Annotated in this window: 21 protein-coding genes; 10 read left to right on the top strand and 11 right to left on the bottom strand. The window is 64.7% G+C overall.

Annotated elements, in window-relative coordinates:
- Window positions 1-161 precede the first annotated feature (161 nt).
- Window positions 162-1,013 (top strand): outer membrane protein, encoded by an 852-nt coding sequence (locus RAD04_RS21030; protein WP_461625272.1) that lies wholly within the window; start codon window positions 162-164, stop codon window positions 1,011-1,013.
- Window positions 1,014-1,034: 21 nt separating this feature from the next.
- Here RAD04_RS21030 and RAD04_RS21035 read toward each other — a convergent pair whose 3' ends face one another.
- Window positions 1,035-2,237 carry an MFS transporter gene (locus tag RAD04_RS21035; RefSeq protein ID WP_461625273.1) on the bottom strand — a complete coding sequence of 401 codons (1,203 nt, stop codon included), beginning with the start codon at window positions 2,235-2,237 and terminating at the stop codon, window positions 1,035-1,037.
- Between the two features lie 173 nt (window positions 2,238-2,410).
- Between RAD04_RS21035 and RAD04_RS21040 the strand changes: the two genes are divergently transcribed.
- The 3 genes from RAD04_RS21040 to RAD04_RS21050 all read left to right on the top strand — a co-directional run bounded on the left by RAD04_RS21040 (window position 2,411) and on the right by RAD04_RS21050 (window position 5,342).
- Window positions 2,411-3,214 carry an MBL fold metallo-hydrolase gene (locus tag RAD04_RS21040; RefSeq protein ID WP_461625274.1) on the top strand — a complete coding sequence of 268 codons (804 nt, stop codon included), beginning with the start codon at window positions 2,411-2,413 and terminating at the stop codon, window positions 3,212-3,214.
- A gap of 155 nt (window positions 3,215-3,369) precedes the next feature.
- Entirely contained in the window at window positions 3,370-4,398 is a 1,029-nt protein-coding gene (locus RAD04_RS21045) for an alpha/beta fold hydrolase (RefSeq protein ID WP_461625275.1), read from the top strand.
- A complete protein-coding gene (locus RAD04_RS21050; RefSeq protein WP_461625276.1) occupies window positions 4,395-5,342 on the top strand; it encodes a fatty acid desaturase in 948 nt (315 codons plus the stop codon). The genes RAD04_RS21045 and RAD04_RS21050 overlap by 4 nt, the downstream gene beginning before the upstream one ends.
- Window positions 5,343-5,398: 56 nt before the next feature.
- Here RAD04_RS21050 and RAD04_RS21055 read toward each other — a convergent pair whose 3' ends face one another.
- Window positions 5,399-5,647: a hypothetical protein gene (locus RAD04_RS21055; protein ID WP_461625277.1), complete on the bottom strand. Its 249-nt coding sequence runs from the start codon at window positions 5,645-5,647 to the stop codon at window positions 5,399-5,401.
- Window positions 5,648-5,785: 138 nt separating this feature from the next.
- Window positions 5,786-6,766, bottom strand: coding sequence for a helix-turn-helix transcriptional regulator (locus tag RAD04_RS21060; protein WP_461625278.1), 981 nt, complete (start codon window positions 6,764-6,766; stop codon window positions 5,786-5,788).
- Window positions 6,767-6,853: 87 nt separating this feature from the next.
- On the opposite strand from RAD04_RS21060, the gene RAD04_RS21065 reads away from it, so the two are divergent.
- On the top strand, window positions 6,854-7,498 hold the full coding sequence (locus RAD04_RS21065) for a glutathione S-transferase family protein (protein ID WP_461625279.1): 645 nt from the start codon (window positions 6,854-6,856) through the stop codon (window positions 7,496-7,498).
- Window positions 7,499-7,515: 17 nt separating this feature from the next.
- Entirely contained in the window at window positions 7,516-7,950 is a 435-nt protein-coding gene (locus RAD04_RS21070; protein ID WP_461625280.1) for a DUF6157 family protein, read from the top strand.
- Here the strand turns inward: RAD04_RS21070 and RAD04_RS21075 are convergent, their stop codons facing one another.
- From RAD04_RS21075 to RAD04_RS21090, 4 genes are all read right to left on the bottom strand, one after another.
- Window positions 7,951-8,736 carry an enoyl-CoA hydratase/isomerase family protein gene (locus RAD04_RS21075; protein ID WP_461625281.1) on the bottom strand — a complete coding sequence of 262 codons (786 nt, stop codon included), beginning with the start codon at window positions 8,734-8,736 and terminating at the stop codon, window positions 7,951-7,953.
- 11 nt (window positions 8,737-8,747) lie between these two features.
- A complete protein-coding gene (locus RAD04_RS21080; protein WP_461615847.1) occupies window positions 8,748-9,854 on the bottom strand; it encodes a cyclic nucleotide-gated ion channel in 1,107 nt (368 codons plus the stop codon).
- 157 nt (window positions 9,855-10,011) lie between these two features.
- Complete coding sequence (locus RAD04_RS21085) at window positions 10,012-10,230, bottom strand: hypothetical protein (RefSeq protein WP_461615846.1); 219 nt, start codon at window positions 10,228-10,230, stop codon at window positions 10,012-10,014.
- A gap of 244 nt (window positions 10,231-10,474) precedes the next feature.
- Entirely contained in the window at window positions 10,475-11,920 is a 1,446-nt protein-coding gene (locus RAD04_RS21090; RefSeq protein ID WP_461625282.1) for a TAXI family TRAP transporter solute-binding subunit, read from the bottom strand.
- Window positions 11,921-12,324: 404 nt separating this feature from the next.
- Between RAD04_RS21090 and RAD04_RS21095 the strand changes: the two genes are divergently transcribed.
- Window positions 12,325-12,672: a DUF3307 domain-containing protein gene (locus tag RAD04_RS21095; protein WP_049801962.1), complete on the top strand. Its 348-nt coding sequence runs from the start codon at window positions 12,325-12,327 to the stop codon at window positions 12,670-12,672.
- Window positions 12,673-12,912: 240 nt separating this feature from the next.
- On the top strand, window positions 12,913-13,311 hold the full coding sequence (locus RAD04_RS21100) for a hypothetical protein (RefSeq protein WP_461625283.1): 399 nt from the start codon (window positions 12,913-12,915) through the stop codon (window positions 13,309-13,311).
- Here the strand turns inward: RAD04_RS21100 and RAD04_RS21105 are convergent.
- Entirely contained in the window at window positions 13,308-13,631 is a 324-nt protein-coding gene (locus tag RAD04_RS21105) for a YkgJ family cysteine cluster protein (RefSeq protein ID WP_461625284.1), read from the bottom strand. The genes RAD04_RS21100 and RAD04_RS21105 overlap by 4 nt on opposite strands.
- An 18-nt stretch (window positions 13,632-13,649) precedes the next feature.
- Window positions 13,650-14,348 carry a helix-turn-helix transcriptional regulator gene (locus tag RAD04_RS21110; protein WP_026202551.1) on the bottom strand — a complete coding sequence of 233 codons (699 nt, stop codon included), beginning with the start codon at window positions 14,346-14,348 and terminating at the stop codon, window positions 13,650-13,652.
- A gap of 112 nt (window positions 14,349-14,460) precedes the next feature.
- On the opposite strand from RAD04_RS21110, the gene RAD04_RS21115 reads away from it, so the two are divergent.
- Window positions 14,461-14,721 carry a hypothetical protein gene (locus RAD04_RS21115; RefSeq protein WP_018321420.1) on the top strand — a complete coding sequence of 87 codons (261 nt, stop codon included), beginning with the start codon at window positions 14,461-14,463 and terminating at the stop codon, window positions 14,719-14,721.
- 38 nt (window positions 14,722-14,759) lie between these two features.
- A complete protein-coding gene (locus tag RAD04_RS21120) occupies window positions 14,760-15,488 on the top strand; it encodes a glutathione S-transferase family protein (RefSeq protein ID WP_028142153.1) in 729 nt (242 codons plus the stop codon).
- Window positions 15,489-15,750: 262 nt separating this feature from the next.
- Here the strand turns inward: RAD04_RS21120 and RAD04_RS21125 are convergent, their stop codons facing one another.
- Both RAD04_RS21125 and RAD04_RS21130 read right to left on the bottom strand, forming a co-directional pair.
- The gene (locus RAD04_RS21125; protein ID WP_461625285.1) at window positions 15,751-16,902 is read right to left on the bottom strand and encodes an ABC transporter substrate-binding protein; all 1,152 of its coding nucleotides are present in this window, start codon (window positions 16,900-16,902) and stop codon (window positions 15,751-15,753) included.
- 90 nt (window positions 16,903-16,992) lie between these two features.
- Window positions 16,993-17,412 carry an acyl-CoA thioesterase gene (locus RAD04_RS21130; RefSeq protein ID WP_461625286.1) on the bottom strand — a complete coding sequence of 140 codons (420 nt, stop codon included), beginning with the start codon at window positions 17,410-17,412 and terminating at the stop codon, window positions 16,993-16,995.
- Between the last annotated feature and the right edge of the window lie 10 nt (window positions 17,413-17,422).

Consider the following 17,422-nt stretch of genomic DNA (forward strand, 5'->3'; position numbering starts at 1 on the left):
CCAGGTGCCGCAGTCCGGTGTGCCCGGATCGCAACAGGCGCAGCCGCTGTCGCTGCGTTTCAGCTCAGTCCATTCGGCGGTTCGCGCCCTGCCACGAACGCGGATCGCTTCCCGCCTATCGTGGCCAGCGAGTGATCGACCGATTGGAAGGGGATGACCGGATGACACCTCGTGTGCGCGATCTGCTGCCGGCTCTGCTGGCGCTTGGCCTTGGCGCGGCTTGTGCCATTGATGCAACGGCTGCCGACATCGCGCTCAAGGCTCCGCCTGCGCCGCTGCCGGTCGGCTTCAGCTGGACGGGCTTCTATGCGGGTGTTCACGCCGGCTACGGCACCGGCGATGGCAACGCCGCGAGGGTCGATCCCGGTGCGCTGCCGGCGCTGTTTCCCGGCGTGAACAATCTCACGTCGACGGCATCGGCGCCGTTCACGCTGGGGGTCGATCAGTCCGGCTGGCTGGGCGGATTGCAGGCAGGCTACAACTGGCAGAGCGGGCATCTGGTCGCCGGCGTCGAAGCCGATGTGAGCGCTGCCGGGATCGGCGGGCGGGCATCGGGCTCATATGCGTTTCGTCCCGTTTTCCTGGTCGGCGATTTCGACAATTACACCGGCACCGTGAGGGTGACCCAGGACATTGATTATCTCGGTACGCTGCGCGGGCGTATCGGCTATGCCAGCAACAACTGGCTGCTCTATGCCACGGGCGGTCTCGCCTGGGCCCACGTCAAGGCAAGCCTCGACAGTTCTCATGTCAGATTGACCAATAATTTCCCGATTCCCGGTTTTCCCGGCGCACTGGACGGTCATGCCTCCGCAAGCGGCTACAATATCGGCTATGCGGTCGGCGGCGGCGGCGAATGGGCGTTCGCGCCGCACTGGTCGTTCAAGGCGGAGTATCTGTATCTCAACCTTGGCCGCCAGCTCTCCTTGTCTATCCCTGCGAGCAGCATGCCCGCCGGCGACATCGAGCTTCACACCTTCAGGGTCGGCCTGAACCGGCAATTTACGCCGTGAGGTCGGCCACGGCGATGAAGCTCAATACTTCTTCACCGTCGACCCGAACGCGAACCACAGCACCATCGATGCGAGCCCGAAGCCGCCGAGCAGCAGGAAGGTCGGCCCATAGCCGATCCATTGCGCGATCCAGCCGCCGAGCGCGGGACTGAGGCTGGCGCCGATGCCCTGCACCGTAATCACGGCGCCCTGGCCGAGATTGATGCGGCCGCTGCCGTTCAGCGCTCGCGCGACCATGCCGGGAACGGCGACCGTCTGCAGGCCGGTGCCGATACCGTCGAGCACCTGCATCGGTATGACGCCCCACCATCCCGTCACGAAGAAGGCCAGCACGCCGCGGATCGGCAGGAACATGAAGGACACCAGGATCACCGGCCAATAGTTGCGCTTGCTCGCGGCCTTCATCGCGATCAGCGAGGTCACGATCATGACGCCTTGTGCGATCACGACGGTGGTTGCGACGAAGCTCGGGCCGTTGGCCTGCCCCTCGGCCACGGCCGCAAGCCCGTAGAGCGGTACAATGGCGGCATTGCCGAGGTGGAAGACCGCGAGCGCGAGTGCCAGCACGAGCAGCGCCTTGTGCTTGAGCAGCATCGTCATCGCATCCGGCGGAGCCTTGGAGTCGTCCTCCTTGCTGCCACGTGCGGCACGGTCGTCGATCGCTTTGGCAGAGATCATCATCACGCAGGCGATCGCGATGGCGCCGAACACGGCCGCCAGCACGAACACGGCGACATAGCCGAACCTGTAGCCGAGATAGCCGGACAATGCCGCGCCGACCATGTTGCCGGCGTGGTTGAAGGCCTGATTGCGGCCGTTAAGCGCGTTGAACCCCTTCTGCTTGGCGATGCCGAGCGTGATGCCTGTTACCGCCGGCACGATGGCGGCACTCGCCAGCGATTGCGCCACTTGCGAGAACGTCACCGCCCAGAAGTTTTGCGAGATCAGGATGATGGCGGAGGCGAGAACGACGCAGATGCCGGGAATGACGACCCATAGCCGTTTATTGCGGCTGGAATCGATGAAGCCGCCGATCGGCGTCGTGACCAGCATGCCCGCGACATTGCCGATCGTCATCGCGGTGCCGATCAACCCGGTCGCCCAGCCGCGCTCCTGGAGGAAGACCCCGACGAACGGCCCAATGCCCGACTGCATGTCGGCCATGAAGAAGTTGAGCGCAAACAGAGGCCAGATACGGGGCGAGGAGGGAGGCCGCGATGTCATCGATACCTAAACATGCTCTTCGTGTGTCGCGATCCTCTTGACCATCCTTCCGGCGTGGACCTGAACGTAACGGGCGCTCGCCGCGTTGGTTCCAGTCCTCTCCTTGCGCTCATCGATCTTGCCGAAAGCGCGGTCGCAATGTCATCCTGCGATCTTCCCACGGAGCTCTGGTCATGCCTCTCTGGACCTGCGAAACCTGCGGCGCGCAATTCCCGAACGGCGGAAATCCGCCGACCTCCTGCGTGATCTGCGAGGACGAGCGGCAGTTCGTGAACTGGAAAGGGCAGACCTTTCTCACGCGCGAGGAACTCGCGCGGGGGCACCGACTGGTGGGACGCGACGATCTTGGTCTCACCGGGATCGGCCTGGAGCCGAGCTTCGCGATCGGACAGCGCGCGCTGCTGGTGCCTCAGAGCGACGGCTGCGTGATGTGGGATTGCATTCCGCTCGCGACCGATGAAGCCATCCAGTACGTCGCCGCACTCGGCGGGCTGAAGGCGATCGCGATCTCGCATCCGCATTACTACGGCGCGGTCGCAGACTGGAGCGATACCTTTGGCGGCGTGCCGGTCTATCTGCATGCCGACGATCGCGCTTTCGTCACGCGGCCGCATCCCTCGATCGTGCACTGGACCGGCGAAAGCCACCGCATCTCAGACGATGTGCTGCTGCTGCGCACCGGCGGTCATTTCGCCGGCGCCACCATGCTGCACTCGGCGCGCGGTGCGGACGGCAGGGGCGCGCTGCTCACCGGCGATATCGCCCAGGTGACGATGGACCGCCGCTTCGTCAGCTTCATGTATTCCTACCCCAACTACATGCCGCTCAATGCCACCGGGGTGCGGCGGATCGCGGCTGCCGTCGAGCCGCTCGCCTTCGATCGCATCTATGGCGCCTGGTGGGGCCGCAACATCGCTAGCGGCGCCAAGGCGGCCTTCGCGGCGTCGGTGGAGCGCTACATCGCGGCCATCGGCTGAGCCGGCGAGCGGATCTGATTTATCTTGCCGGTCTCGAATAACTGTACTATACGTACAGTTATAAATCTGCTGCAATGACGCAGCTGCAGGCCGGGCATGATCGATGCATCGAGGAAGCCGCGGCGCTCTGCAGCCGCGTAAGCGGAGTTCGGCTCATGACGGCGCACTACGAGATCTTCGAGGCTGGCGACGTTGTCCTCCAGTCCGGGACCGTTTTCCCTTCGCTGAAGCTCGCCTACAAGACCTACGGCACGCTGAGCGCTGCAAAGGACAACGTCATCCTCTATCCGACCTCGTTCAGCGCGCAGCATTTCGACACCGAGTGGCTGATCGGCCCGGACGGCGTGCTCGACCCCACGCACTACTTCATCGTCATCCCGAACCTGTTCGGCAACGGCCTGTCGTCCTCGCCGTCGAATACCGCAGCGCCGTTTCCCGAGGTGACCTATCACGATGCGATTGCGGTCCAGCATCGGCTCCTCACCGAGCGTTTCCGCATTTCAAAGCTGGCCCTCGTCTATGGCTGGTCGATGGGTGGCATGCAGGCCTATCACTGGGCGGCGCTGCACCCTGATATGGTCGAGCGTGCAGCCGTAGTCTGCGGCAGTGCCCGCTGCGCGCCCTATAACCATGTCTTCCTGGAGAGCGTGAAGGCCGCGTTGACCGCCGATCCCGCCTTCCGCGACGGCCGCTTCGCAGACAAGCCCGTTGCCGGCTATCGCGCCATGGGGCGCGTCTATGCCGGCTGGGCGATGTCGCACGGCTTCTATCGCGACGAGCTCTGGCGCGAGGCCGGCTTCACCTCGCTGGAGGATTATCTCGTCCGCGTCTGGGACGCGACGTTTGCCCGGCGCGACGCCAATGATCTCTTGGCGCAGATCGGCATCTGGCAGCGGGGTGACATCAGCCGCTGCGAGGCGTTCGGTGGCGATCTCAATCGCGCGCTGGCGGCGATCAAGGCGCACATGCTGCTGATGCCGGGCGCGACCGACCGTTATTTCGACGTCCGCGACAACGAGGACGAGCTCGGCCGGCTGGTCAACGCGAAATCCGCGGTGCTGCATCCGATCCCGTCGCTACATGGCCATCGCGCCGGCAACCCCGTCGGCAATCCGCGCGACCAGGCTTTCATCAAGGCCGAAATCGCGGACCTACTCGGCAAGCAGGCAGGCAACCGATCATGACCGACACAGCCGTTTCCGAGTCCGGCCATCGCTTGAAGCCGTTGACGCCGGCCCTGCTGCGCGAATTGTCGGCCCGCTCCGATCTCAGAGGCGCGGCGCAGAGCCTTGGCCACTATGGCGTGATCGTGCTGGTGGGCGCGCTGATCTGGAAGGTCTCTTCGACGTGGGGCGTGCTCTGGGCGCTGCCGCTGATGGCGGTGCAGGGCTATGTCGTCGCCTTCCTGTTCATGGCGGTGCACGAGACCGCGCACAAGACGGCGTTCAGGAGCCGCAGCCTCAACCTCGTCGTCGGTTATCTCTCGGCCTTCCTCATCGGGTTGCCTTACGAATATTACTGCCTGTTTCACTGGGACCATCACCGCTACACCCAGGATCCGGACAAGGATCCCGAGCTGATCGTCGGCGTGAAGCCGGCCTCCGACACGCAGCTCGCGATCGCCTATAGCGGCCTGCTCCAGGTCGCGGGGCGTCTTCGGCTGATGCTCGGCCATGCGGTCACCGGAAAGGTCACCGTGCCCTGGATCCCCGAAAACAAGCGCGCCGTCATCGTGAGAGAGGCGCGTGCCTATGTCGCGGTCTATGTCCTGCTGCTCGCGCTCTCGCTGTGGTTCTCGTCAGCGCTGTTGCTCTGGGTCTGGCTCGTCCCGCTCGTCATCGGACAGTTGTTCCTGCGGCCCTATCTCTATGCCGAGCATACCGGCTGCGAGCGCACTCGCAGCGCTTTTCAGAACACCCGCACCACCTATACCGCTGCGGTGGTCAAATGGTTTGCGTGGAACATGCCCTACCATGTCGAGCACCACGCCTATCCCTCGATCCCGTTTCACGCGCTGCCGAAGCTGAACGAGATCGTCGACGGCGAGATCGTTTATCGCGGCCGCGGCTACATCCAGACGACGCGCGAAACCTGGGCCTGGTTTCGCCGGAATCTGAGGAGCCGTTAACCAAACGCAAAACTCCGGCCGCAGCGCGACCGGAGCTTTGTTTGGAAGGCGAGATATCAGTAGATCCCGTACGCGCAGACATTCACGACGCGGACGCGCATGCCATGGCGGGTCTGAACGAGGCGCTCCTGGTAGCAGTTGCTGACGCCGGTGTTGACGTAGACGCCGCCGAAGCCCCAGCCCGGACCCCAGTGATGATGACCGTGATGGTAATGGAAACCGCCGGCCGAGGCGGCGGTGGGCGCGAGAGCGGCAACGCCGAGCGAACCGGCGGCGATCAGACCGAGAGCAAGCTTACGAAACATCTTCATTCTCCAGTGTGGCGCTAAGGCCGTTGTTGTGTCCCTGCATCTCGGTCGGGCCGAGACGCGAATGCGTTCACCCGGGAGGAGGAGAATCGTGTTTCAGGAATGTTTCGTGGGCTGCGGCGAAATATGCCGGCCTCATGTTTTCCGCGCCGCGCGATAGCGCGCGGCCATCGCCTGCGTCAGCTCCGCCATCTTGTCGCGGAGGTCGGCGGGCTCCAGCACCTCGGCCTCGGGACCGAGCCGCAACAATTCGGCCGCGGCGTGCCAGGACGTCTTGCCAACAGGCACGCGCGCAATGCGCCAGCCGTCCGCATCAACGGTCTCCTCGAGCTGCGTGCGCGCCTTGATGTACGGCTGGCTCAGCGCATCGAGCAGCTTGACGCCGAACGGCGACAACCGGACGATCGCGACATTGGGATGCATCTCGGCCTCGAGACGCAGCGTCGCGGCCTGCCAATAGGCGGCGAGATCGAAATCGGCGGGACGATCGAAGCCGTCGTCGAGCGCCGTGCAGTCAAGCACGCGCGCGACGCGATAGGTGCGCACGCTGGCGTCGACCTGGCCGGCGAAATACCAGCTCCCGCCCTTCAGCACGAGGCCGAGCGGCGCGAGCCGACGCTGCTTCTCCGCGCGCCAGCTCTGGTAGCGGATCTTGATCAGTGTCCCGCGCAGCACCGCGCCGGCAATCGCGCGCAGATGCTTCGGCTCTTCGGCCTCGCCGAACCAGCCCGGCGCGTCCATATGAAAGCGTTCCTGCATCCGGTTGGCATCCTGGCGCAGATGGACTGGCAGCGCCGCCATCAGCTTGTTCTGGGCGGCGATCATTGCCGCATCCAGCCCGAGCGCCGCCGCCGGGCCCGGCAAGCCTGCCAGAAACAGCGTCTCGGCCTCGCTCTGCGACAGGCCGTTCAGCCGCACGCGATAGCCGTCAAGCAGCCGATAGCCGCCCTCCGCGCCACGGTCGGCGTAAACGGGAACGCCTGATGCCGCGAGCGCGTCAATGTCGCGATAGATCGTGCGGACCGAGACCTCGCAGGCCTCCGCGAGTTCGGGCGCGGTGACTTGCCCCCTGGCCTGAAGGGTGGTGAGGATCGACAACATTCGGCTCGCGCGCATGATTGCTTAAACCATACCTGACACAGGATGTCAGGTATGGCCCGCTACAAGCTGCGCCACCGCCCGCTGGCCCGATGGAGACCTGCCATGACCGATCCGAACCGCATCACGCTGTATTACTCGCCGCAAAGCCGCGCCACCGGCACGCGGGTGCTGCTGGAGGAGCTAGGTGCGCCCTACGATCTGCATGTCCTCAACATGAAGGCCGGCGAGCAGCGCCAGCCCGCCTATCTCGCCATCAATCCGCTCGGCAAGGTCCCGGCGATCCGCCATGGCGATGCCCTGGTGACCGAGCAGGTCGCGATCACCATCCATCTCGCCGATCTCTTCCCGCAGGCAGGTCTGACGCCCGCGCTGAACGATCCGCTGCGCGGTCCTTATCTGCGCTGGATCGCCTATTACGGCTCATCCTTCGAGCCGGCGCTGATCGACAAGTTCATGCAGCGCGAGCCGGCGCCGATCACGCAGTCGCCCTATGCCGACTACGACACCATGCTCGGCGCGCTCGAAGCGCAGCTGTCGAAGGGACCGTATCTGCTCGGCGAGCGGATGACGGCTGCCGACGTGTTGTGGGGCGTGGCGTTCAGCTGGACCATGATGTTCGGCATCGTACCGAAGAAGGACGTTTTCGTCCGCTATGCCGAACGCATGAGGACGCGGCCGGCGTTCCAGCGCATCAATGCGGCGGACGATGAGATGGCGGCGCTGCATGCCGCCGCTGCCGGTGGTTGAATGATACAGGGGTGCAGATGACAAAGCCGATGCACACGACCAACTGCTTCAACACCTTCATCCGGGTTGCTGAAGATTGTCCCGCGCGGACTGGCGAGGAGCCGCCGCTGCGCGCGGGAAAGCCGACGGTGGCGTGCCTGCAATACGGGATGATCGCCAAGACACCCTACAAGCACACCTCCGACGACGTTATCTTCGCGACGTCTGCGCCGGGGCGCGAGCTCGATGCGAAGGCGACGAAAGCGGAGAAACAAGCGGCCCGTGAAGCATTCTTCTCCCGGGGGCAGGCGTGCATGAGGGCATCGAGCCTGGGCAAGCGCTTCGGCTGGGGCGTTCATGCTGACAATGAGGGCCGGATCGCGATCTATGCCATCGACAGCAAACGCTACCAGGCGCTCGTCCGCGATCCCAAGCTCACGCAGGTGCGCGCGATGCGGTCGAAGCGGGCGTGATCAGAATTTCGGCGGCCGCTTCTCCGCGAACGCCTTGATGCCTTCCTTGATCTCGTCGCCGCGCATGCTGTCGCGGTGGCGCTGGTCGGCGGCGCGGTCATCGAGCTCGCCGCGGGCGAATTCGTTGATCGCGCGCTTCATGCCGCGCATCGCCTGCGGGGCATTGCCGGCGAGGATGTTGGCGAGCTTGTCGACCTCCTCGTCGAGGAATTCCACCGGTACCATCGCGGTGAGATAGCCGATGCGCAGCATCTCGGGCGCGCTGATCTTCTGTGCCGTCAGGAACAGTTTCTTCGCATTGTCGACGCCGAGCCGGGTGACGTAGCGTTTGATGCCGTTCCTGTAATAATGCAGCCCGAGGCGCGCCGCCGGCATGAACATCTCGGCGGTGTCGACACCGATCCGGAAATCGCAGGCGAGCGCAAGGTCGGTCGAGCCGCCATAAACGCCGCCGTTGAGCCGGCAGATCGTCGGCACGCCCAAATCCTCCAGCCGGTTGACGACTACCTCGAACGCAGAGCCCGCGCTCTGCTGCTCGTTGGCGCTGACGGCGCGCTCGGCGACCGAATTGAGATCATACCCGGCCGAGAAGGCGCGTCCGGTGCCGGTCAGCACCAGCACGCGGATGGCTGGGTCGGCCTCGATCAGATCGAACAGTCTGACGAGCTCGTCGAGGTCTTCCGCTTGGAGCCGGTTGAGATGCTTGGGCCGGTTGAGGCGGATGGTGGCGCGTGCGCCGTCGCGGTCGAGCACGGGGCCGGTGGCTGCGTCGGTGATGTCCGACATTCTTGTCTCCTTTATCTGTTTTCGAGCGCGCGCCGTTTCGCCTCGGCGTCGATGGTCTCGGCGAGATCGGGATGCCGTGCCATCAGCACGCGGAAGTCGACGAGGTCGAGCACCAGAAGCCGCGACACTTTCGTGGTCGAGACATTGGCCCCGCGCATGTTGTTGCCGAGCAGCGCCATCTCGCCGAAGAAGGCGCCTTCGCCGAGCTGCACCTTCTTGCCGGGCAGCTCGACCTCGACCTCGCCCGCGGCGATGAAATACATGCAATCGCCCTGCGCGCCCTTGCGAATGATCATGGTGCGCGCCGGCAGCTCCATGGTCCGCAGCATGTGGGTGACGTCGGCAATCGCAGCGGGGCCGAGCGCCGCGAAGAATGGCACCTTGCTGACGGATTCCCAGGTCTTGAGGAAATTGTCGCGCCGCGTCTCGGCGGCAAATCCGGTCGCCAAAATACCGGTCCAGAGGCCGAACACGCCGAGGCCGGAGATCATCACCGCGGCCGCCACGATGCGGCCGAGCGGCGTGACCGGGACGACGTCGCCATAGCCGGTGGTCGTGAGTGTGACGACGGCCCACCACAGCGCGGCGGGGACGCTGCCAAAAGTCTGCGGCTGCACGTCCCGCTCCAGGAAATATTCGGCGACGGAGGCGAGGAAGACCACCATCAGGAAGATCACGAGCACGCTGAGCAGCGGGCCCGATTCCAGCACCAGCACGCGGCGAAGCTGCCGCAGGCCGGGGATGCCCGGCACCACCTTCAGCACCCAGAGCACGCTGAGCAGCCAGGCCGTCTTCGGCTCGGCGCCGAGGAGAAGCGCGACCGGCACCGCCAGCGCCCCGATCGCATCGACCAGTCCGGCGGAGGAGGACATGTACAGCGAGAGCCGCCCCTGCTGCGTCATGTGGCGCAGCCGCACCAGCCATTCGAACACGAAATAGGCGAGGCAGGTCCAGAGCAGGGCGTTGATCCAGCCGTGCGCCTCCTGGGCGCCCTTGTCCGACAGCAACACCATGCTGAGCACGCCGACGGTCACAGCCACATAGGCCGCCTTGGTCATGTTGCGGCCGGCCGTGGCGGCCGCGAACTGGGCCAGAGCGGAAATCAGCGGCTTGGACATGCGGAAAGGCGGCTCGATCTTGAGACAAGTCTTCGGGTCCCGGCGGGGACGCCGGTGTCAAAGTGCCCGCCCGGGCGGGGGTCGTCAACGACGGGCAGGCTGCGTGAACGGCGCTGCTGCGCCTGCCGGTCCGTGCCGCCGTCGCTGGCGTGGTACCTTACCTGAAATGGGGTGGCTCGTCGTAACCGCGGCGGCTGCTGAAGAACAGCAGCACCATCAGCCCGACGCCGACAATGACGGAAAACCCCGCGCCCAGTGCCAGCGCCACATAGCCTTCCGTCGGGATCGGCTCACCTTCGACCGCCATTGCGGAATAGGCGAAGTAGCCGGCCCCCGCCAGCATTCCCAGAAGGAGGATGATGAGGAGTGCACGCATGCTGCGGTCTCCGGTTGTAGTCGCGAACCAACGGTTGCAGATGGGCTGGGTTCCAGGCGGCGGTCGTCTCGATCTCCCTCTTGTGCCCCGGACGCAGCGCAGCACGGAGTGATGCGCTGCAGGGCCGGAGCCCATCCCGCAGCGCAAGCTGCGGTTCCTGGGTCCCGGCCCGGCGCCGCAACGCCTTCGGCATTGCGGCCTGTGCGGGACAAGAGAATGGTGGCAGCGCCAACCGGCGCGGCCGTCAGGCGCTCTGAGCGGTCTTCACCACCACGACATTGCTGTCGTCGTGCTGGGCAGGGCCGCCGCCCTGCACCGTCTTCTCGGTCTCGCCGGCATGGCGTTTCAGATAGTCGCGGCGCATGCCGATCTCGTCGCGGACGAATTCGTAGCCGAGCTTGAAGGTGTCGAGCCCGTCGGTGCTGATCGTGCCGTCTCTGAGCCCGATGACTGCCCCGCGTAAAATGCCCTCCAGCTCGTCCTGGAGACATTCGAGCTGATCCAGAGAGTGGGCGTGCTCGATCCGCTCACCGATGTCGAGGATGGCGGTGGAGAGCTCGCTGGCCTTCTCCGGCGCGATGCGGGTGATCTTGGCGTAAATCGCCGCGAAGATCGAGCCGATGACGCTGAGCGCGGCGGCGCCCAGATACATCAAGTCGCTGTACTTATCCATGAACGACTTGGTGTCGTCGTTGATGTAGTCGGCCGCCCCCTGGTGCGCCATCACGAAGGCGTCCTTCTCGGTCGAGGCCGGCTCAATTCTGCTGGCAAAGCCGTTGTCGAGCCCGAGCACGGATTTGTTCTCGTAGATGGTGCGCGCCAGCTCGCCCGCCGTGGATGGCGACATCCTGGATTGCGTGACCAGCAGCCATTCGAGCCCGACCGTGTCGAGATCGTCGTCGGGAATTTGCGGCGAGGTCGACAGCGTGCCCGCCGTCAGCGTCTCGCTGGAAATGCCCGGGAGCTTGCGCGCCAGCGCCTTGGCCTCGTCGATCGCGTTGAGCGTGAAGCCGCCGCGCTTGGCGACCTGCTCATAGGCCTTGTCGCGCACCGCCCTGGAGGCATGAACGATGGCGATCACCGCGCCAAAACCGTTTGATGGCGCAAATAGCTTGTCGAGCGTCGTGCCCTGCGGCGCCATCTGGATCTTCGCGGCGTCCGGACCGTCGGGGATGTCGAGGATGCCGCGGACGAAGGCAAGGGAGGATTCGTTCTCGGCGAGAACGGCGACCTTCTTTTTCTTCAGCTCGGCGATCGACTTGATCTTCTTGGTGCCGGGGCCGAGCAGAAGCACGAGATCGTGCTCGAGGATCGCGAGCGTGCGCGCCCGTAGCGGCACTTTGGCGTCGGTGCGCAGCACGGCGAGATCGGCCTGCTTGCGGTCGAACTGCGCGAGCGCCTTGGCGCTGTCGGCATTGTTGACGATCTTGATCCGGAAGCGCGAGGCGTTGGTCTTCAGCAGGGTGGCGAGCTTTGCCGCGAACAGCGCCTCGTCGCTGTTGGGAGCGCCGACGGCAAAGATCAGCGTCTCCGAATTGTGCAGCATGGCGCGGCCGCCCCAGACGGTGGCGAGCGACAGCAGCAGGGTCAGCACGACGTAGAGGAAGACCTGTTGCTGATTGGTCTTGATCACCTTCGGGCGCCGCGGCGGCGGCTCGATCGGGGATGTGGTGGGGCCTTCAGTACTCATGGCAGCCCTCTGGCCTTATTCTCCGGTGACGGACGGCTCGCGGACGTGATCGCGGCGGGCGCCCTGCAATTCCTAAACGTCTGAAAAAAGAACGATATTCTGTGCCGGCAATGATAGCGCGCCGGGACCGGAAAGCAAATTTCGAGCCGAGGGTAACCCTACTCGACGCGGCCGCGGCGAAAGGTCATCCTATCACCAGTTAGCCACACTTGGCGATTTTCCGGTTCCCCCCGGCTGCATTCCGCCGCGGGAGATGTCATAAATCGGACGTCCCGGCGATTTGACCGGTCCAAGAAGAAGTTGCGCTGAACGCTCCAATTTTTCTTGTCACCTCAATGAGGGCGTCGGCTTTGTCGTTTCCACCCATGTCATCGGCGGTTCCGGTCGAAGCGCTCATTGGCTGGATGCTGCTGCTCACCTTCAAGCACATCATCGCCGATTTCGTTCTACAGACCGCCTGGATGGCGCACGGCAAGGACCAGAAGCACGGCTGGGCCCTGCCGCTTCTGGTGCATTGCCTGATTCACCTTGCGGTTGCGCTGCCGTTGATCCTGATCGTCGCGCCGAAATTCTGGTTCGTGGCCTTTATCGACTTCGTGATCCACATCACGATCGACCGCGCCAAGGGACTGGTCTCGGCGAATTTCGGCGTCGACCTCGCGCATCCCTGGTTCTGGACCCTGATCGGCGTCGACCAGGCGCTGCATCATCTCACCGGCTTCGGCCTCTCCATCTTCATGGCGGCGAACTGACTGCGGCCCAGCCCGTCATTCCGGGGCGGTCCGCAGGACCGAACTGCGGAGCGCAATTGCGCTCCTGAGAATCTCGAGATTCCGGGTTCTCGCTTCGCGAGCCCCGGAATGACGGCAATGAGCAAAGCTCGCCTCCGATTCGCGGCCCACGCGCAAGCACCCCGGGTGACTACCGGGCAGCGTGGTTAACCTTTCATTAGAGAATTGCGCTGCATCTTCCGCACACGAGGGAGAACTGCAATGTTTTCAAGCCGCGACACTTTTGAAAGCGATTTCTGCCCGGTTCGCGACGAGCTCCTTGGCGAGATGTATCGCGCCAGCGAGAGTGGCCTGCCGAGGCTGGTTGAGAGTGTTTCCCCTGACGCGCGCGCCAGGCTGGCGCTGTTCTGCTATCGCCGCAGCCATCTGCATTCGCTGGCGGTCGCGATCGCCGGGAGCTGCAACGAGCGCGACCTGATCGAGAACGGCGGCCGCGTCGGCTCGACGCTCTACGCGCTGTCGCGCGAAGGCACGGCGAAATCCTCGCCGTCGCTGTCGGGTGGGCGCAAGCCGATCACACTGTCGACCAAGCCGCTCTCGGTGCTCGCACCACCGGATGACGAGATCGACGACGAAATCGGTGAAGCCGTTCCGGCCTAACTTGCTTCGATAGCCGGAAGCCCGAACTTCCGCCGCGCCATCGCGCATTCGGCATCGCCCGGCATGCAGGTGCGGCACACCTCCGGCCGCACCGCATAGATGCCGCATGCGGTCGCTTTTCCAATATCCCCCTGCAGGGCCGAACAGCGGTCGCCCTCGCAACGCATGCCGGATTGGCGGTCGTTGACCAGCGCCTCCGGAATCGCGGCAAGCTCTTCGTCGCTCTCGACCGAGAAGCGCGGCCAGTTGGCCGAATAGCCGCAGCAGGCGCCGCAACTCTGGCAAAAGCTCGACAGATCGACGGGGGAGTTCTCTTCCATCGTCCTCACATGTCCTTGTCAGGTGTCTTTGGGCGGGCCCCAGACCAGGCTCTGCCGCCATCTCGCGCGCAGCACGTCGCGCCGCTCCGGATATCTCTCGTCGAGATAGTTGGCGTCGACCACGCGGTCGGTGCGGAAGCTGCGGAAGTCGCCGCGTAGCTCGCACCAGGCTGCCAGCAGGCGCACGGCTTCGAGATAGCCGACCGAGATCGGCCAGATCATGCGCTCGCTGGCGCGGCCCTGCTCGTCGCGATAGCGCAGCATGATTTTCTTGCCTTCGTGGATCTGGGTGCGCGTGCGTACCATGTCCAGGCGGTCCGGCTCCCTGTTCCAGCTCGGCCGTGCCCGGCTCGCCGGCTCCAGCACGAAGGGACGCAGGCGCTCAGGCACGGTGTCGGCGATCTTGGCCATCAGATCTTCGGCCGCGCGCGCCAGTGCCGAATCGGCATGGCCGGCGACCCATTGTGCGCCCAGCACAGCCGCCTCGATCTCGTCGGGTGTCAGCATCAAGGGCGGAAGGTCAAAACCCTTTTCCAGGATGTAGCCCATACCGGCTTCACCGCGGATCGGCACGCGCTGGCCGATCAGCGTCGCGATGTCGCGATAGATCGTGCGCTTCGAGGTCTCGAGCTCGGCCGCGATGGCGTCCGCCGTCAGCGGCTTACGCGTGCGCCTCAGCACCTGGATGATTTGAAACAGCCGGTCGGCGCGTCTCATGCGGGTCCCTTGTCGGTGATCTTTTCAGAAGGCGGCGCGCGGCTGCTGACAGGATGTTGGCAGCAGGGGGGTTCTATACCGGGACAACACATCGACTGAAGAGGATTTGTCCATGATCATTCCGACCCATTTCGGCCCGGCTATTCCGATGTTGCGGGCACAGGCGTGGTCCGCATCGGCGTTCGGCCGCCTCGTTTCGCTCGATCTCATGGCCGTCGACCTCCGGTTTGCCCTCGCAAGCGTGGTGGCACGCCCGCTGATCCAGGCCGCGGACGCGCTGGTCCGCCACGTGATGGGCCGTGCCTGGCGGGGGGCCCGTTTCGCAGAAGATATCACGGCTGCTGCCACCATGGTGGCAGCAGCCCGGCACTAGGTTCCGTCAACTTTTTCGGTGGTTCAGGAGAAGCTTTCATGATCACGCTCTACGGATTTGGCACCGGCTTCGGCCTGCCGGAAATCAGCCCCTTCGTCACCAAGACGGAAGTGCAGCTCAAGATGGCGGGACTGCCCTACCGGAAGGAGCGGGCGATGCCGCCGGCCTCGCCGAAGGGGCAGCTGCCCTTCATCGACGACGGCGGCGAGGCGGTGGCCGATTCCACCTTTATCCGCGCCCATATCGAGCGTCGATACGGCTTCGATTTCGATGCCGGGCTGTCGCTGACCGACCGCGCGCAGGCCTGGGCGTTCGAACGGATGATCGAGCACCACATCTACTGGGGGCTGGTCGGCGCGCGCTGGGTCGATCCGGTCAATTTCGCCAAGGGGCCTGCGCATTTCTTCGACGGCGCGCCGGAGCACAACCGCGAGAAGCTGCGCGAGGACGCGCAATTCCGCGTCGCCGAGAACTATCTGCTCTCAGGCCTCGGCCGCCATGGGCCCGATGACGATGTCGAGCTCGCCGTGCGCTCGCTGTTCGCGCTCTCGGTGCAGCTCGGCGACAAATCCTATCTGATGGGCAACAAGCCCTGCGGCGTCGATGCCACCGCCTTCGGTATGCTCGCCGGCATTCTCTCGCCGTTCTTCGAATCGGCCCTGCGCGAGCGCGCCGAGGGCTTTCCGAACCTTACCGCCTATGTCGATCGCATGATGGACAATTACTATCCGGAGTTCGCCTGGACCCCGCTGCGGCAAGCGGCGTGAGGCACGCACTGTCGGCGCACTCGCTGTAACCTCTCCCGCTTGCGGGGGAGGTCGGCGCGAAGCGCCGGGTGGGGGCTCTCTCCGCTGGGGGATTGCTCCGTAAGCCACAATCCCTATGCGGCGGCACCCTCTCCCCAACCCTCTCCCGCAAGCGGGAGAGGGGGCGTAGCAACATCGGGGACGCAGTTCGCGACCAATCTCGCAAAAACAAAAGAGCCGGCCCATCGGGCCGGCTCTCGTCGTCTCTCAGCTCTCGCTGCGTCTATTTCACCAGCGAGTACTTGCCGTTCTTCACCGTCAGCAGGATGCGCGAGCGCTCGTCGAGGCCGTAGCGGTCCTTTTCGGTGAAGTTGTAGACGCCCTGGCTTGCCGCCAGTTCCTTCTCCGTCAGCAAGGCCTGGCGGATCGCTTCGCGGAATTCCGGCGTACCGGGTTTTGCGGTCTTCAGCGCGGTCGGGATGATGCGCTTGAGGATCTCAAAGGCGTCGTAGGAATGGCCAGCGAACTGGCTGCGGCTGTTCGGGCCGTACTTTGCCTCATACGCGGCGTTGAGCGCGAGACCCGGCTTCTTGGTGGCGGCTTCGTCCGGCTGGTCCTCGGGGTCCATCACCGGACCCGACGCCATCAGCACGCCTTCGGCCGCTTTGCCGGCGATGCGGATGAAGTCCATGCTGGCTGCGCCATGGGTCTGGTAGATCAGGCCCTGATAGCCGCGCTCGCGCAGCTCGGTCTGCGGCAGCGCGGCTGCGGTGCCGGACGCGCCGACCAGGATCGCGTCGGGATTGGCGGCAACCAGCTTCAGCACCTGTCCGGTCACCGAGGTATCGGGACGGGCGAAGCGCTCCTCGTCGACGATGGTCATGCCCATCGGCACGGCCTGGGCTTTAAGGTCGTTGAACCAGAGGTCGCCATAGGAGTCGGAATAGCCGATATAGCCGAGCGTCTTCACGCCCTTGCTCTTCATGTGCTCGTACAGCACCTTGCCCACGATCGGGATCGGCTGCGGCATCGCCACCGACCACTTCATGCGCTCGGGCGTGATCGGGAAGGGCGCCAGGCCGAAATGCGGAATGCCGGCTTCGTTGGCGACGTTGGAGACCGCGATCGTCGGCGGCGTCAGCGCCGAGCCCATGATGATGTCGGCCTTGGATTCGGTCACGAAGCGGCGGGCGTTGGTGGTTGCGGTGGTGGGATCGCCGCCGTCGTCGAGCACGATCACTTTCAGCGGCACGCCGCCGATTTCCTTCGGCACGAATTCCAGCGCGTTGCGCTCGGGAATGCCGAGCGCGGCGCCGGGGCCGGTCGTGGTGGTGGTGATGCCGATGGTGATTTCGCTGGTCTGGGCCAGCGCGGGCAGCGCCGGCAGGGCAAGCGTCGCCGCCGCGATGGCGGCGGTCAGGTAAAAGCGTTTCATCTATTCCTCCCTTTACGTGTTTCTTTGAAAGCAGAAATCGGGGGGTAATTCAGCCCCCTCTTTTGGTGATGCGGCGATTTAGCTCCGGACTTAACTCCCCGTGAATTTGGCTAGCATTTCCGCCGGGAACGGTGCCGATTTCAGCTTGTCGGGGTTAACGGGATCGCGACCGACGAGGACGCGGGTCTCGAAACCCTCGATGGCCAGCGCGTCACCCTTGTAGACGTTGTGCTTCACCTCGAAGCTCGAGCGCCTGATGCTCTCGATCTTCGTTTCGATGGTGATCCAGTCGCCATAGGTCGAGGGGATGTAGAACTTGGACCGCGTGTCGACCATGGGGATGCCCACCAGGCCGTATTTGCGGACCAGATCCTGCTTGGAGAAGCCGGCGACCTCGAACAGGGTCGAGGTCGAATCGTCGAACATCGCGAAATAGCGCGGGTAGTAGACGATGTTGGCGGGGTCGCAATCACCCCACTGGATCTGTACGTCGCGCCGGTTCACGAACATGTGTCGCGCG

The sequence above is a fragment of the Bradyrhizobium sp. 25ACV genome, assembly GCF_054863005.1.

Excerpts from the sequence above, each read along its gene's own strand:
- RAD04_RS21030 (WP_461625272.1), top strand. The coding sequence starts at position 162 with ATGACACCTCGTGTGCGCGATCTGCTGCCGGCTCTGCTGGCGCTTGGC.
- RAD04_RS21035 (WP_461625273.1), bottom strand. The coding sequence starts at position 2,237 with ATGACATCGCGGCCTCCCTCCTCGCCCCGTATCTGGCCTCTGTTTGCG.
- RAD04_RS21040 (WP_461625274.1), top strand. The coding sequence starts at position 2,411 with ATGCCTCTCTGGACCTGCGAAACCTGCGGCGCGCAATTCCCGAACGGC.
- RAD04_RS21045 (WP_461625275.1), top strand. The coding sequence starts at position 3,370 with ATGACGGCGCACTACGAGATCTTCGAGGCTGGCGACGTTGTCCTCCAG.
- RAD04_RS21050 (WP_461625276.1), top strand. The coding sequence starts at position 4,395 with ATGACCGACACAGCCGTTTCCGAGTCCGGCCATCGCTTGAAGCCGTTG.
- RAD04_RS21055 (WP_461625277.1), bottom strand. The coding sequence starts at position 5,647 with ATGTTTCGTAAGCTTGCTCTCGGTCTGATCGCCGCCGGTTCGCTCGGC.
- RAD04_RS21060 (WP_461625278.1), bottom strand. The coding sequence starts at position 6,766 with ATGCGCGCGAGCCGAATGTTGTCGATCCTCACCACCCTTCAGGCCAGG.
- RAD04_RS21065 (WP_461625279.1), top strand. The coding sequence starts at position 6,854 with ATGACCGATCCGAACCGCATCACGCTGTATTACTCGCCGCAAAGCCGC.
- RAD04_RS21070 (WP_461625280.1), top strand. The coding sequence starts at position 7,516 with ATGACAAAGCCGATGCACACGACCAACTGCTTCAACACCTTCATCCGG.
- RAD04_RS21075 (WP_461625281.1), bottom strand. The coding sequence starts at position 8,736 with ATGTCGGACATCACCGACGCAGCCACCGGCCCCGTGCTCGACCGCGAC.
- RAD04_RS21080 (WP_461615847.1), bottom strand. The coding sequence starts at position 9,854 with ATGTCCAAGCCGCTGATTTCCGCTCTGGCCCAGTTCGCGGCCGCCACG.
- RAD04_RS21085 (WP_461615846.1), bottom strand. The coding sequence starts at position 10,230 with ATGCGTGCACTCCTCATCATCCTCCTTCTGGGAATGCTGGCGGGGGCC.
- RAD04_RS21090 (WP_461625282.1), bottom strand. The coding sequence starts at position 11,920 with ATGAGTACTGAAGGCCCCACCACATCCCCGATCGAGCCGCCGCCGCGG.
- RAD04_RS21095 (WP_049801962.1), top strand. The coding sequence starts at position 12,325 with ATGCTGCTGCTCACCTTCAAGCACATCATCGCCGATTTCGTTCTACAG.
- RAD04_RS21100 (WP_461625283.1), top strand. The coding sequence starts at position 12,913 with ATGTTTTCAAGCCGCGACACTTTTGAAAGCGATTTCTGCCCGGTTCGC.
- RAD04_RS21105 (WP_461625284.1), bottom strand. The coding sequence starts at position 13,631 with ATGGAAGAGAACTCCCCCGTCGATCTGTCGAGCTTTTGCCAGAGTTGC.
- RAD04_RS21110 (WP_026202551.1), bottom strand. The coding sequence starts at position 14,348 with ATGAGACGCGCCGACCGGCTGTTTCAAATCATCCAGGTGCTGAGGCGC.
- RAD04_RS21115 (WP_018321420.1), top strand. The coding sequence starts at position 14,461 with ATGATCATTCCGACCCATTTCGGCCCGGCTATTCCGATGTTGCGGGCA.
- RAD04_RS21120 (WP_028142153.1), top strand. The coding sequence starts at position 14,760 with ATGATCACGCTCTACGGATTTGGCACCGGCTTCGGCCTGCCGGAAATC.
- RAD04_RS21125 (WP_461625285.1), bottom strand. The coding sequence starts at position 16,902 with ATGAAACGCTTTTACCTGACCGCCGCCATCGCGGCGGCGACGCTTGCC.
- RAD04_RS21130 (WP_461625286.1), bottom strand. The coding sequence starts at position 17,412 with ATGTTCGTGAACCGGCGCGACGTACAGATCCAGTGGGGTGATTGCGAC.